The sequence below is a fragment of the Chryseobacterium sp. R2A-55 genome (assembly GCF_021401085.1).
Classification (GTDB): Bacteria; Bacteroidota; Bacteroidia; order Flavobacteriales; family Weeksellaceae; genus Kaistella.
This window is the reverse complement of record NZ_JACBFP010000002.1, coordinates 346640-361627: the sequence shown is the minus strand read 5'-3', so window position 1 is coordinate 361627 and position 14988 is coordinate 346640. Positions and strand designations below refer to the sequence as shown.

The following is a 14988-nucleotide window of genomic DNA, read 5'->3' as shown; positions in this document are numbered from 1 at the left end:
TCGGGCGGTTTTTTTATGCACAATCATTTCCATTCACAAGACAAAGAACTCGTTCACACTATTTTATTTATCTTTAAAGCAAAAAAATGAGGTTTTATATTTACATTTGCTGCCTTTTTTTGTGGTTTTCTTTTTCTTCCTGCAACAGCAGTGATCCCAGCAATTCCAGAGGATACGTAACAGGAAAAATCACCGGAACACAGGTAGATTACAATACCATAACCATAAAACTTATTAGCGATCAAGTGATTGTGGCATCGACAGCTCCAGACGGTTCTGGTGATTTCACGCTTTCAGGACCGCTTCCCAACCCAACTTTTTCTTTGGTTTTGAATAAAAAAATCAAAACCTTTTCTGCCTCGAAGAATGGTTGCGAACTCTCCGCAGATAAACTGCAGATCAGAATTCCGACCGGAAGTACCTACATCACTTTTAATGAAATAATTCTGGAATGATGAGAAAACTCGCACTGCTTTTTTTGCTTTCTTCCACCCTGCTTTTTTCGCAAAAGAAAAAGAAATTTGATCTGGATGTGGTCGCAAATATTGATGCCAAAATGATTCTGATGACCGCCGTGGGAAACAATGCATTTTCCAAGTTGGTCAGACCTTTTTTTGGTTTTGGATTCGGCGGCAATTTGATGACGCCCATCAATTTCGGCGTAGGTTTGGATGTGAACTTTCTTTATTCCAATGTGATTTATGGCGAAGAGAGCAAATACGGAAACATTGGTTCCCCGTCTATCACTTCCTTTGATTTTTTCCTCACACACCGCGATTATCTTTCCGAAGATTTTTTTCTCGAGGAAATGGCCGGATTTACTTTTTACCGACAAACCAATCTTTTCATCGATGAAAAAAGTGCCAAAAACGTCAATCTGGGAAGCGGAATTAACCTCGGCGCAAAACTGATCTATATTCTGACCGATCCACAGCAGGTTTTTCTTTCTGCAAAACTCAACACCTATAAAACCAATATTTACAACGAGAATAAGGACATTGAAAAGTTCTATAACCAATCCACTTTCATAAGTTTTGGATTGGGATACCGATATCAATTCTAAAAAAAGTCCATCTTGATTGAAATCAAGTTTTCTTGCTAAATAAAACGCTACCTTTCCAAAAAATCAGGAATGAAAATAATATCACTTTGGGCGGCAGTTTTTCCAATGACTTTTTTGTTGACAACCAGCAGATGCGAACCGCAATATGTAGACAATTCCAGAGTCTTCGTAGAAGGTAAAATCTCCGGAAACGCCAATGCTCAATTACCGCTCAAGATTTCCGCGGGAAACATCGTGATCACGGAAACCCAAACAAAATCCGACGGCACTTTCAAAATGGGCGGTCCCGGAACAAATTCAGAAAAACACCTGGAAATCGGCCGAAAAATCATTTCTTACCAAAGCAATGTGGAATGTAAACTTTCCTATGATTCCACCACGATTGTACTGCCTTCAGGGAAAAGTTATTTCAAATTTTCAAACATCAATGTTGCGCTATGAAAAAATTTGGTTATTTGTTTTTGCTGATGGCTATTTCACTGTGCGCACAAAAGAGAAACAACTTTAATTTTGAAGTAAAAGGAAACACTTATACCGGTATTGGCAATAATTACATCGCCGATGGAACGGGAACTTTCGCGGGTTTCGGACTTGGTCTGAGTTTTTTTGTCATCAAAAATTTTGGTATAGGATTCGATTTTGATAAAGCTTACGGCAATGTAAAAGAGCAGTCGGTTTTCGGGAATCTGCACAGTCCGCAATTTACCAGCGGAGATATTTACGCGTTTTACCGTCATCCGATTTCGGAACGTTTTGATGCTGAAGCATTTATTGGTAGTGGTTTCAACAGCATTGTAAGCAAATCAAACTACAGCAGCAAGGATTTCCGGGAAGGTGGTTCCAGTTTTATACTCGGTGCAAAAGCACTTTACGGCATTTCTTCTAAAAAGAAAATCTATGTTTTTGCCAGTCCGAAATTCTATTTCCTGACCAATTTCACGGAGATGGATGATTCCGCTGTTCAAAAATATTATGCAAAACCCACACTTTTTAATTTTTCGCTTGGACTAAGATTTTATCTTTAAAATCATCTAAATTTGTCCTATGTTAAATTTCATTAAACGGAAAATCGCGCTAATCTGGGCGAAAAGACACGTCAAGGAAACCGAAAGCTTTAAGAAAAATGCTCTTGAAGACCAGGAAAAGTTATTGGTTTCTTTGGTAAAAACTGCCGGAAAAACACTTTTTGGAAGAGAAAGAAATTTCGAGGAAATCACAGACATTCTCACCTTCCAGACTCAAGTTCCGGTTGCTGACTACGAAGATTTGAAACCCTACATCGAAAAAATAAAACGAGGCCAGAGCAATATCCTTTGGCCAGAAACTCCTGAATATTTTGCAAAAACTTCCGGAACGACTTCCGGTTCAAAATACATCCCTATTTCCAAGGAAGGAATGCCGTTTCAGATCGCAGCTGCCCAAAGTGCCATTTTTCATTATATCGCCCAAAAAAACAATGCAGATTTCGTTTCAGGAAAGATGATTTTCCTGCAGGGAAGTCCGCAACTGGAGGAAATGAACGGAATAAAAACCGGGCGACTTTCCGGAATCGTGGCTCACCATATTCCAAACTATCTCCAAAAAAACCGTTTGCCAAGCCTGAAAACCAACCTCATCGAAGATTGGGAAACCAAAGTGCACGAAATCGTAAAAGAGACCGAAAAGGAAAACATGACCTTGATTTCCGGGATTCCGCCTTGGCTGATCATGTATTTTGAAAAATTGATTGAAAGAAACGGCAAGAAAATCACCGACTTATTCCCCAATCTGCAGCTCATCATCACAGGCGGTGTCAATTACGAACCCTACCGCGAAAAAATGAACGAACTCCTCGGGAAAAAAGTGGATATCATACAGACTTTTCCGGCGAGCGAAGGTTTTTTTGCCTTTCAGGATGATTTCCAAAAAGAAGGTCTATTGCTTTTGACGAATCATGGAATTTTTTATGAATTCATTCCACTTGATGAATATGGAAAACCGGATGCCAAAAGATTAACTTTAAAAGAAGTGGAACTCAACAAAGATTATGCGTTAATTCTCACGACTAATTCCGGACTTTGGGCCTACTCGATTGGCGACGTGATTCGTTTTATTTCAAAAGATCCCTACCGGATTTTGGTTTCGGGACGCACGAAACATTTCACTTCCGCTTTCGGGGAGCACGTCATTGCTTTTGAAGTGGAAGAAGCCATGAAGGCTACCGTAGAAAAATATCCTGCACAGATCACGGAGTTTCATTTGGCACCACAAGTGAATCCAAACGCTGGTTTGCCTTATCACGAATGGTTCATCGAGTTTGAAAAAGAACCTGAAAACATCGAAGACTTCAGAAAAAATCTAGACGAAGAGTTACGGAAACGAAACACTTATTATGACGACTTGATTGCGGGAAATGTGCTGCAGCCGTTAATCATTACGAAGCTAAAGAAAAACACTTTCCATGATTACGCAAAATCCCAAGGAAAACTGGGCGGGCAAAACAAAATTCCGAGACTGGCAAATGACCGGAAAATTGGAGATTTTCTGGAGAAGTTCAAGATGTAGAAATATCTAATTCGAAACCATTTTCAGTCCGACCACTGAAGCGATCAGCGTGCAGACAAAAAACATCCGCCAAAAAGCGGCCGGTTCATTAAAAATAAAAATCCCCGCCAAAACTCCACCCACCGCACCGATTCCGGTCCAGACTGCATAAGCGGTTCCAATCGGAATGGGATTATTTCCATAAGATATCGATTTATACATCAAAAACATACTGATAAAAAGTGCGACCACAAATCCGCCCCACCAAAACATACTTTCCTTTCCGGAACTTTCCTGCGCCTTTCCAAGACATGTAGCAAATCCGGTTTCAAATAATCCGGCAATAATCAAAATAATCCAGTTCATAAAGTTTTTGTTTCAGGCCTGTCTCCCGACAGATAGATTTTAAGGTTTAATGTTTCAGAAAAAAAACAAATTCACTTGCGGAGTAAAATTCATGTTCAATAGTTCATCTTTCTCAATTTCGGCACCGAAGTTCCGACAATCAAAGCGACCAGCAAAGTCATCGTTCCACCAAAAACTACAGAACGGACAACGCCCAGAAGTTTTGCGGCAACTCCGCTTTCAAACTGTCCCATTTCATTACTTGACATGATGAAAATGGAATTCACACTCAAAACTCTTCCGCGGATGTATTCCGGGGTTTTCAGCTGGACAATCGTTCCACGGATGACCACAGAAATTCCATCCAACATTCCGCTGAGCATCAACAATCCAAAAGAAAGCCAATACAGTTTTGAGAATCCAAATCCTATGATGCACAACCCAAATCCGGCAACCGCAAAAAGCAGCATTTTTCCCTGATTTTTCTGTAACGGAACAAATGCCAAAAATGCGATAATGCACATAGAACCTATATCTGAAGCGGCATTCAGCAAACCGAAACCTTCTGAACCAACCTTTAGGATATCAGTTGCATAAACCGGAATCATCGCCACCGCTCCACCGAAAAGTACCGCAAACATATCGAGACAAAGTGCACCCAAAATCTCTTTAGTCTTGTAAATATAGGAAATTCCTTCGCGCATGCTTTGCATTACATTGATCTGCTTTTTCTTGATTTCAGGGTGGTGTTTATTCAGCAGCCAAAAGAAAACCGACGAAAAAATCATCATTCCCACCACCACCAAAACAGTTCCGGAAATATCAATCCAGTGAATCATGAATCCGCCTAAAGCGTGACCCGTAACCGAAGCCGTGAGGAAAGTTCCTTGGTTTAAGGTAATCGCGTTCGGCAAAGTTTCGCGCGGAACTATTTTGGGAATCATGGATGGAATAATCGGTCCCAAAAATGCGCGGCAAAATCCGGTTAAAAAGATAATCGTATAGATAAAATACGTGATATGCCGATTGTCTAAATGCAGCAAATTATCACCATAAAAAGCCGGAATCGCTAAAAGAGCAATCAGGAAAACATAGGCATAATTGCAGATCAACAACAACCTTTTCTTTTCGGAATTATCGATGACGTGTCCCGCATAAAGCGCAGTGGAAACAGCCGGAATGACCTCAGACAAGCCGATCAAGCCAATCGAGAACGGATCGTGGGTCAACTGGTAAATCCACCATCCCATCAAAGTAGCCAACATTCTGAAAGACAAAACCAGGAAAAACCTCCCGGTCATCAGATTTCTGAATTCCCTGATTTTAAGCGTACGGATCGGCTCAAGTGAAAACATTTTGCAAAAATAGTTTTTAGTTTTGAGATACCGGTCTTGGACAAGAGATTCCTAGATTATATGCATTAAAAATTTTGAATTTTAATGAGATACGCTACATCCCTGGAAGCTATCTTACGCTCTCTTTTTAAGCTGATCTTCTTATATTTTGTCCTTGTCTTTCTGGTAGAGGCTTTAAGTTCACATGCAAATTATAGCGACATTTTTCAACTACAAGATGATCCTGCTTTCGGCTTTTTTCTTCCCCGAGATGACATCCAAACCTCAATAAAGTTGTTCCCTAATCTTCTAATGATTTCTCCCACTTTTGCAAATATTTCTTCGGAATTATCACTTCACTGTCATAGTAGCATCTTGTTTAATTTTGGGTTTTATTTTCAATCTAAATATTTTTCTAACTCTATATAGCGAAAAAACAGATAGCATCTCTTCCAACAACTTGATCACAATTCCACTTTGGAAGTCCATTGTATTAATTTTCAAGTGGACAACTTTTAGATCCAGAAGCTCCAATAACATTTGAATAGTAGTAATTTCATTTGATTTTCCGAATATTCTCAATTGCCCAAAACACATACCTTTAACTGTGATGAACATAATATTCTCAAGCGGGTGTGATTTTTTCTTTCCAATACCATGTCTATAATGCTTTTCGCAAAGTCAAGCTATATGTTCACATGTATGATGAACAGAAAAACATCTGCAAAGCAAATCCTGGAAAAAAATGCGATATGTTTAAAATCAATATTTTTTATAAAGAAAAAAAGTCGGTTTTTGATTTTATTTTAATGTTTTTAATGCATTTAACCTGCAAGGTTTCGTGATTTCATTCGTTGAATGTTCGCTTTTAAGGCTTCCAAAAAGACCATTTTTCGCCATTAAATACGGCAAGTCTTTTGGCACCTACTTTATTGACATATACGATCATTCCCGGCGAGGGACTAGGAATATTGTTCACATCAGAAACCTGCGGTAGCATCATTGCTTTTGTAGTGGATTCCAAAACCAAAACACCGTCGGTCACCGTGGAAGTATTCGCCCCGATAATTACTTTGGCATCTGCCGTTTCCACGACAGCAGCAGCAGTGGGTTGGCTTGTCAGCACCGAGGTAACATTTGCCCCCTGTCCACTGAGGTCCACCCAACTGCCGTTATAATACTTCACTCGAGCATTTATTGGATCTGTCGCATCCAGCACAATTGATCCCTGAGTCGGGCCGCTTGCCAAAGTGCGAACATAAGGCAAAATAATTCCTTTATTATTGGTATTGGCAAACTCCAGCAATACTGATGTCTTATTGCTTGCTGTTCCTACATTGTCACCAATAATTACCTGAGAAAATAAGGTGCCTGATAACACCATTGCTATTGTTATTATTAAATTTTTCATGTTTTTTATAAAATTAAATTTCAAATTCATGTTTTTGGAAAGTTTAAAAAAAGTCTTTTCCCTGTTATTCATTTTACGGGCAGGCTACAGTGGAGAAACAACTCCAAATACCATCAGCATAAATCTTAAGACATTTGCTGAATGTATCATAAACCATCATTCCTTCTTGCGGATTGGTGATTCTATTCAAATGATTTATCGCCGCCGTTTGCGCAGGATCAGAGGTCATTCTTGTAATTACAAACCCCTTTGTATTGGATTCTAAGACCGTATATGCAGATTGTCTGTTTATTGGCCAATCAGCAGCTGTACTTCCTGCTCTTTTTAATAAAGTAATCCCATGTTTTGTAGGAAGACCGGCAATTGCGGTATTGGAATCATTATAACACGCAAGAGTAACTACTAAAAGGTTATTGGTCTTAATATTATTACAAGATCCACCAAGGCCATTGTTGGTACATTCGGATTGCGCATCAGTTGGTAGAATGGTAATATTAGGATTGGTAGCATCCGGATCCGTGACATCATTGGTACGGAGAATTGCAGCCTCCACAAGCTGATTTCCCGCCGCTACCAAATTATTCACTATTAAAGAAATGACATAATTAATTTCACAGCCATTAGGAAGATTAAGATTTGAAGAATAAGTATGGGTTGAATTGTCATAACTCATTGCCACACTTTCGCTTCCACAGGAGTTTGAGTTGAAGGCTACATTTTGCGGTGATAAACCGTTCGGAATTTTGAAGGTGAATTTTGCACCTGCAACATCACTTAGTCCGCCATTTTTTACTGCAATGGTATATGCAACCTGATCCCCTTCCATGGCATTGGTCTTATCGGACACAATAGAACTCACCATTAAATCTGCACTTTTAACTGTAACACTTGTACTAACAGTGACTTCTTCTGCTTTAATAAAAGTCCAGGTATCTATTGCTTTTTCATCACCAAATTGTCCCGAAGTACCCGTTCCACCAACTCCCCATATATGACCATTGATAGTACTATTGATTCCGGTGCTATTTGCAGGTGGCAAGTGACTGTTATTTATGGGATTGGGTTTAGAACCGTTTGAAGTTGCATTAGTGATATCAGAATCATTCCAATAAACAATATTGGAAACAGCTGGCCCTGATAAATTGTTATAATTTAATAGTTCCACGATGGTTCCAAACCTATTGTATTCCATATCGATATAAGGAAAATGAACCTCTGCGCCTTGTAGTTTGACTGTAATACTTAAAGGATATGTACCTACAGGAGAAGCATTCCCACTTCCATCTTTGCTATCCCAATAAATCTGGTTTGCTCCGGCAATAGAAGCCCCAGTGAGTGTACGGGAAACAAAACTCGGATTTGCAGGAGTACTTTGAATGGTAATCGTGTAATTTCCCTGCACATCTGCATTAAATCTTATATATCCCCCTTTATTACTTACCTGTCCGGGAGTTCCTTCAACCCCGACTAACGAAACATTGGTAACATGCGGTGTTACCACAGCATTTTTCAACCATGTGGTTGAACCCGGAACCGCTCCCGATGATGAAGTTGGCAAATCACTACTAGGCAACGTATAGAACATTTTATGAGTAATATTCTGATTGGTATCTGCATTATTCGGGTTTTGTACTTTACCACTTAAAAACGTGTCAGTTGATCCGTTCAAACTTTTATAAATGGGCAACTGTGTAGCTGAATTCAAAAAGCCATTATTATTTACAAAAAAAGTAAAATAAATCCCGTTATTACCATTGTTACTCACCCGATAAGTGTAGCCATCTTTAGTAAGCGTATATATCTTTCCGAAAAAACCATTAGAATTAACCTGCCCCGTTCCGTTACTAAAATTCAAAACATTAGCATACACACGCCCCGGAATAAAGGCATTATTGGCTGAATTGATAACGGAAACATCCCATGCCATGATACCAGCATCATTCGTGCTTTGCGTCCAGTTATCGTTTGCATTAAAAGTAGTTTGAGGATCCGCTGTTCCTCTTGCCCAAAATTCTATCCGGTAAATACCCGCACCATTTGCGGGAACCAGATAATATATTGGGGTATATCTTCCAGCAACTGATCCGCCAAATAGTTGCGGACCTGCTAATTCTGCGGTGCGATTACTTATCACTCCATTAGAAGTATTATCTACAACCAATGTTCCGCCTGGTGAATACAATCTAATCTTCGCAGTGCCTCCAGTATTTTGCGCACTGGATGCCAAAGTGATTCTTTCGCCAACTTGGGCGTAAACATAATGAACTCCGTTATTAGGAAAAGGCCAGTTAACAGTAGGCGCTGTGCTTGCTCGAAGGCAGGCACGCACTCCTGCGACACCACTCGGGTAAAGATCTTTTGATCCATCAGCAAATAGTAAATTACTACAAAAGATAGTGACAGAAACCATCAATATGCGAAACATATGTATAGGCTCATGCCATGAATAAAATTTTTTTTTCATGATATTTGTGTTTGTTGTGTTTGTGTTTTTATATATAAGAGTTATGCAAAAATCAGCTCCTCATATATGATTTCATTTTAAGAAAAAAGTATTCTTTCTAAAGAAAATGGAGGTGGTCTAGAAAATAAGAACTGCGAAAGCGCTGCTGTTTTAGCAAAATACACCGTATAGAAGTTCATTAAATAAACAAATACAGGGACATAAAGTTCTGCATCTTGAGACAGAACAATATGCAGTGAAATAAAAACAGGAGTGATTACCGAATTTCGGTTGTTTGGTAAAATACAGGAATCAAGACTTTCATTTGATCTGCCGTTTTTAAATAAAAACTTCGGCTTGGCTAATTTAGGAGGATCTGTATGATCAGTTTTTGTAACCTTCTTAGCGATCGTAGTCTGTTTTCTGATTTTTGACTCTGATACTTTTTTACAGGTACTACTTTTCGAAGCAGCTTCTATCTTTACAACCTTTGCATTCGTTGATTCTTCTATGCCATAGATAAATGCATTTTCAACAATGTAAATAATCCCTTCCTGACTTTGCTGCGGGATATTAATTTTTAATGCGGTTGCATTAAAAAATAGAGGCATGCCCAGAAGAGGCAACATCATCAATAAAGAAAAGATAGAACAAAATTCAGTGTTCTCAGATATTGATAATGTTGCTCTAAAGAATAATTTTTCTTTCAAGCTGTGTTTTTGTGTTTTTTCAGAACAATCCTCAGTGAATTATCCTTTTACAAAGATACGACAAAATAGAAAATACATCACAAGTAAAGACCAGCCATAAACGGTGTATTACACATAATGGGTTAAAACACCCTAAAAATTTGAGAATGCACACATTGTTTAAAAAACACAGCAAGATAAGTTATAATGCATATTGCAAGTTAATTATTATTAAATATAAGTTTTAATATCACAATTACAGATCACTCTATATTATTAATGCAATTTCAAAAATAATCAGAAATGACCCTAAATAAAAAATATTCTAGCTGCCTTAAAAACAATTTCCTAATCAAGCAGACCCAAAATGACTTACCAACATAACAATTCAATGACAACCAACGTTTTAACATTAATATTTCATTTTTTGTTAGTTAATAAAATCTTAAAATATAGTAAAATTTATAACTTTGTCACATGACTCAGAAGGAAACACTATCATCTTTAATCCACGGAAATTTTGCTAAAGAACTCTCTATTTCAGATGGCAAACTACCGCCAAATGCGGTAGATTTCGAAAAACTGGTCATCGGAACTTTTTTGATTGACAAGAAAGGACTCGATTATTCCATCGATTTATTGACGCCGGAAGTTTTCTATGATCCAAGACACCAGGAAATTTTCCGCGCGATCCTGAAACTGTTTGAAGGAAACCACCCCGTGGATTTAATGACTGTGATTCAGGAGCTGAAAAAAACCGAAAGACTGGGTTTTGCCGGTGGTGATCACTATATCATCGATTTGACGATGGGGGTTTCTTCCAGTGCGCACATTGAGTATCATGTTCGAGTGATTTTGGAAAAATTTATTCTAAGGAGTTTGATCAATGTTTCCGCAAACGTCATCGACAGTTCCTACAAAGAATCTACCGACGTTTTCGAGCTTTTGGATAAAGCCGAACAAAGTTTCTTCGAAATCACCAACGGAACCATCAAAAAAGGTTTCGACACGGCAAATACTTTGGTAAAACAGGCCATCGAAACCATTAAATCCTTAAAGGATAAAGAAGGACTCTCCGGGATTCCATCAGGTTTTCGAGACATTGATAAAGAAACCGGCGGTTGGCAAAATTCTGACCTCATCATCATTGCGGCTCGTCCGGCGATGGGTAAAACAGCTTTTCTTTTGTCAATGGCCAGAAATATCGCAGTTCAACATAAAATTCCATTGGCTTTGTTTTCTCTGGAAATGGCTTCGGTACAGTTAATCACCAGAATGATTGCTTCCGAAACCGGAATTTCCTCCGAAAAATTAAGAAAAGGGCAAATGTCTGATGAAGAGTGGCAACGGCTTTTCTCCAACGTTTCCGAACTGGAAAATGCACCCTTATTTATCGACGAAACGCCTTCACTATCTGTATTCGATTTCCGTGCGAAATGCCGAAGACTCGTGATGCAGCATGGCGTGAAAATCATCATGGTGGATTACCTTCAGTTGATGACCGCAAATTCCGGAAAAGGCGGCGCAGGAAACCGCGAACAGGAAATCGCGATGATCTCCCGATCTTTAAAGGCCATCGCTAAAGAATTAAATGTTCCGGTGATCGCACTTTCGCAGTTGTCACGAAGCGTGGAAACCAGACCGGGGAAAAGACCTCAGCTTTCCGACCTCCGTGAATCCGGTGCGATTGAGCAGGATGCGGATATTGTGTCATTTATCTTCCGTCCGGAATATTATAAAATTACCACTTGGGACAACGATGAAGACGGCGCAGAAACTTCTACCGAAAATCAGGCGGAACTCATTATTGCAAAACACAGAAATGGTGCTACAGCAGATGTGAGGATGTCTTTCTACAAAAATATTGCAAAATTTGCAGACCTCGATTTGTTTGGAAGCGGATATGGTTATCAACCTTCAAACTTTGGTCAGCAGGAAGAACCAAGCGGTTTTGACCGAATCAGAACAACCATCGATCCGGGTGCAGCTTTCGGCGCGAATGACAACCAGAATCTTTCCGGCTCTTCGATGAATGATTTGGATGACGATGATGATTTTGCCTATTAATCTACCCATATGACAACTTAGCAATCCGCCAATCAGATTGCTACATTATTACCTTTACCCATTGTTACATTGAGTTTAAAAATCGAAATCTTCACCGACGGAGCGTGCAGCGGAAACCCCGGAAAAGGCGGTTACGGAATCGTGATGAAAGTTCCCGAAAAAAATTACGAGAAACAATATTCAAAAGGATTCCGTTTGACCACCAACAACCGCATGGAACTTCTGGCGGTCATCGTCGCACTCGAAAAACTGAAATCTTCAGACAACGACATCCATATTTTTACCGACAGCAAATATGTTTCTGACGCCATCAACCAAAAGTGGATTTATGGCTGGATCCGCAAAGGCTTTAAGAATGTGAAAAATCCGGATTTGTGGCAAAGAATTATTCCTTTGCTTAAACTTCATAATCCCACTTTTCATTGGGTAAAAGGTCATGCCGGACATCCAGAAAACGAAATCTGCGACCAATTGGCGGTAAAAGCGGCTCAAGCCAACAACTTGGAAACCGACTTGTTTTTCGAGCAGCAGAGAGATGGAGGATTGTTTTAGGCTTCGTGGGAATTTTGCTGAGCAAGTCAATTGGCTGCGCTGTCAATTTGGCTACACAAGTGAATTGATTAGCGCAATTAGATTTAGAAAAATTTAAAATTCACTCCGAAGAAAATTCACTCCGAAGAAAATTCACTCCGAAGAAAATTCACTCCGAAGAAAATTCATTCCTCAAAAACTCAGCTACTCCCTGCTCAATCACTAAACTTCACAACCACTCTTCCTCCGAACCACCAAAATCGTTATCTTTGTTAGATGAATTACATTGATGCCTTAGAAAGGCGCTATTCCGTGAAAAAATTCGATATCGATAAGAAAGTAGCGCCTGAAATTTTGGAAAAAATCTTGGAAGCTGGGCGACTTTCTGCAAGTTCGCTTGGTCTGCAACCTTATAAAATTTATGTGGTGGAGAATCCAGAGGTGTTAAAGCGACTCCAGGATGCGTTTTATAATCCTTCGCAGATTACCACTTGTTCGCACCTGATTGTGATTGCCGCAAAACGCAACCTTGAAGAACAGTATATTGACGGTTATTTTCGCCATATCAGTGACGTGAGAAACGTGACCATGCAGACTTTGGAAGGGTTCCGAAACAGCATCATGAGTTTCCGGGACAATATTGAAAAAGAAAACCTGCTGCACTGGAATGAAAAACAAGCCTATATTGTGTTGGGAAATCTCATGTTTGCGGCAGCTTTGGAAAATGTGGATTCATCACCCATGGAAGGATTCCGCCAGGAAGTAATTGTGGAGACTTTAGGATTGGACCATGAAAAAGAAAAAGTGAGTGTGACTTTGGCTTTAGGTTATCGTGCAGAAGATGACCCATTCCAGAAAATGAAAAAAGTGCGCAAACCAGGCGATAAGCTTTTTAAGTATATTTAAAATGTTGATTAATGAAATCAGCCACAAATCCCGAATCCCGCAACTCGTAACTCGAATCCCGCAACTCGCAACTCAATGATAAAAGCAGACGTACTCGTAATCGGCTCCGGAATTTCCGGACTTTCTTATGCTATTAAAGTTTCAGAGAAAATGCCGGATGCCAAAATCATCATCGTCACCAAAGCCGATGAAGACGAAAGCAACACCAAATACGCTCAAGGCGGACTCGCTGTGGTCACCGATTTCGACAAGGATAATTTCCAGAAACATATCGATGATACGATGAGAGCCGGCGATGGCGAAAACAAGCTAGAAGTAGTGGAAATGGTGATTAAAGAAGGACCCGCAAGATTTCGCGAACTTGTGGAATGGGGAACGAAATTTGACGAAAAGGATGGCCATTTGATGCTCGGAAGAGAAGGCGGCCACACCGAAAACCGAATCGTTCACCACAAAGATATCACCGGCGCAGAAATCGAAAGAGCCCTTTTAGCCACGATAAAAAAATCACCGAATATTAAGATGATGGCACATCATTACGTTATCGATTTGATAACGCAGCACCATGTTCCGGGCAAGATTTTCGATATGGAGAAAATTGATTGTTACGGTGCCTATATTCTGGACGAAAAAAACAAGAAAATAAAAAAAATTACCGCAAAAATCACTTTGGTTGCAACCGGAGGAGCAGGTCACGTCTATAAAAACACTACCAATCCAATTATTGCAACCGGTGACGGAATTGCTTTCGTACACCGAGCACGTGGAAAGGTTTCGAATATGCAGTATTACCAGTTTCACCCTACCGCACTTTTCTCGAAACGTGACGGAATGTTGTTCCTGATCTCGGAAGCAGTTCGCGGGGACGGCGCAAAACTCCGCCTGAAAAATGGTGGAAAATTCATGCATAAATATGATGAGCGCGAAGAATTAGCATCCCGGGACATTGTAGCAAGAGCCATCGATAACGAATTGAAAATCAGCGGAGACGAATACGTTGGATTAGATTGCAAGGAAATGGATCATGAAAAATTTGTGGAGCATTTTCCCAATATTTACCAAAAATGTCTGGATGAAGGAATTGATCCCTTTACAGAGATGATTCCGGTGGTTCCCGCCTGTCATTATTTAATGGGCGGAATAGAAGTGGATATGGATGGTCAGAGTTCCATCAAAAACCTTTTTGCGGTGGGAGAATGCACGAATTCCGGACTTCACGGAGCGAACCGATTGGCTTCAAATTCTCTGCTGGAAGGTCTGGTTTTTGGTCACAATGCCGCAATGAAAACGGTGGAACTCCTAAAAGTCAACGACTTTAATTTTGATGACTTAAAAGCAGTTCCCGAATGGAACGAGGAGGGAATGAAAATGATGGACGAAATGGTGATGGTTTCTTATTTAAGAAGACAACTCCAGGAAATGATGAGCGATTTGGTAGCGATTGTTCGAAGCAATTCCCGGTTGGAACTTGCCAAAAAGAAACAGCGCGAAATTTACGAAGCCGTGACTGAATTGTACAACTACTCTATTCTCTCGCCACAACTTTCGGAACTCAGAAACCTGGTGAATGTGTCCTATCTGATCATTAAACAATCATTGCTAATGAAGGAGAATAAAGGAAGTTTTTACAATAAGGATTTGGCGAGTAAACCACTGACGATCAACGAATAATATTC

General features: G+C 39.8%; 14 protein-coding genes. 9 read left to right on the top strand and 5 right to left on the bottom strand.

The window, feature by feature from the left end; all coding sequences use genetic code 11:
• Nucleotides 1-86 precede the first annotated feature (86 nt).
• The 5 genes from L0951_RS04490 (at nucleotide 87) to L0951_RS04470 (ending at nucleotide 3607) form a co-directional block, all read left to right on the top strand.
• The gene (locus L0951_RS04490) at nucleotides 87-455 is read left to right on the top strand and encodes a hypothetical protein (RefSeq protein ID WP_234109791.1); all 369 of its coding nucleotides are present in this window, start codon (nucleotides 87-89) and stop codon (nucleotides 453-455) included.
• Complete coding sequence (locus L0951_RS04485) at nucleotides 452-1063, top strand: hypothetical protein (RefSeq protein WP_234109789.1); 612 nt, start codon at nucleotides 452-454, stop codon at nucleotides 1061-1063. The genes L0951_RS04490 and L0951_RS04485 overlap by 4 nt, the downstream gene beginning before the upstream one ends.
• 69 nt (nucleotides 1064-1132) lie before the next feature.
• Nucleotides 1133-1504 (top strand): hypothetical protein, encoded by a 372-nt coding sequence (locus L0951_RS04480; protein WP_234109788.1) that lies wholly within the window; start codon nucleotides 1133-1135, stop codon nucleotides 1502-1504.
• Nucleotides 1501-2088 (top strand): hypothetical protein, encoded by a 588-nt coding sequence (locus tag L0951_RS04475; RefSeq protein WP_234109787.1) that lies wholly within the window; start codon nucleotides 1501-1503, stop codon nucleotides 2086-2088. The genes L0951_RS04480 and L0951_RS04475 overlap by 4 nt, the downstream gene beginning before the upstream one ends.
• 19 nt (nucleotides 2089-2107) lie before the next feature.
• Nucleotides 2108-3607 (top strand): GH3 auxin-responsive promoter family protein, encoded by a 1500-nt coding sequence (locus L0951_RS04470; protein ID WP_234109786.1) that lies wholly within the window; start codon nucleotides 2108-2110, stop codon nucleotides 3605-3607.
• 6 nt (nucleotides 3608-3613) lie between these two features.
• Here the strand turns inward: L0951_RS04470 and L0951_RS04465 are convergent, their stop codons facing one another.
• The 5 genes from L0951_RS04465 to L0951_RS04445 all read right to left on the bottom strand — a co-directional run bounded on the left by L0951_RS04465 (nucleotide 3614) and on the right by L0951_RS04445 (nucleotide 9829).
• Nucleotides 3614-3952 carry a DMT family transporter gene (locus tag L0951_RS04465; protein ID WP_234109785.1) on the bottom strand — a complete coding sequence of 113 codons (339 nt, stop codon included), beginning with the start codon at nucleotides 3950-3952 and terminating at the stop codon, nucleotides 3614-3616.
• Nucleotides 3953-4047: 95 nt separating this feature from the next.
• Nucleotides 4048-5286: an MFS transporter gene (locus tag L0951_RS04460; protein ID WP_234109784.1), complete on the bottom strand. Its 1239-nt coding sequence runs from the start codon at nucleotides 5284-5286 to the stop codon at nucleotides 4048-4050.
• An 847-nt stretch (nucleotides 5287-6133) separates the two neighbouring features.
• Nucleotides 6134-6676, bottom strand: a complete 543-nt coding sequence (locus tag L0951_RS04455) for a hypothetical protein (protein WP_234109782.1) — start codon at nucleotides 6674-6676, stop codon at nucleotides 6134-6136.
• 73 nt (nucleotides 6677-6749) lie between these two features.
• On the bottom strand, nucleotides 6750-9140 hold the full coding sequence (locus tag L0951_RS04450) for a hypothetical protein (RefSeq protein WP_234109780.1): 2391 nt from the start codon (nucleotides 9138-9140) through the stop codon (nucleotides 6750-6752).
• Between the two features lie 77 nt (nucleotides 9141-9217).
• On the bottom strand, nucleotides 9218-9829 hold the full coding sequence (locus L0951_RS04445; protein WP_234109779.1) for a hypothetical protein: 612 nt from the start codon (nucleotides 9827-9829) through the stop codon (nucleotides 9218-9220).
• A gap of 456 nt (nucleotides 9830-10285) precedes the next feature.
• Here L0951_RS04445 and dnaB point away from each other — a divergent pair, with 456 nt between their 5' ends.
• The 4 genes from dnaB (at nucleotide 10286) to nadB (ending at nucleotide 14983) form a co-directional block, all read left to right on the top strand.
• Entirely contained in the window at nucleotides 10286-11875 is a 1590-nt protein-coding gene (gene dnaB / locus L0951_RS04440) for a replicative DNA helicase (protein WP_234109777.1), read from the top strand.
• 69 nt (nucleotides 11876-11944) lie between these two features.
• A complete protein-coding gene (gene rnhA, locus L0951_RS04435) occupies nucleotides 11945-12427 on the top strand; it encodes a ribonuclease HI (protein ID WP_234109775.1) in 483 nt (160 codons plus the stop codon).
• A gap of 255 nt (nucleotides 12428-12682) precedes the next feature.
• Nucleotides 12683-13312, top strand: coding sequence for an NAD(P)H-dependent oxidoreductase (locus tag L0951_RS04430; RefSeq protein ID WP_234109774.1), 630 nt, complete (start codon nucleotides 12683-12685; stop codon nucleotides 13310-13312).
• Nucleotides 13313-13387: 75 nt separating this feature from the next.
• Entirely contained in the window at nucleotides 13388-14983 is a 1596-nt protein-coding gene (gene nadB, locus L0951_RS04425; protein WP_234109773.1) for an L-aspartate oxidase, read from the top strand.
• The last annotated feature ends 5 nt before the right edge of the window (nucleotides 14984-14988 follow it).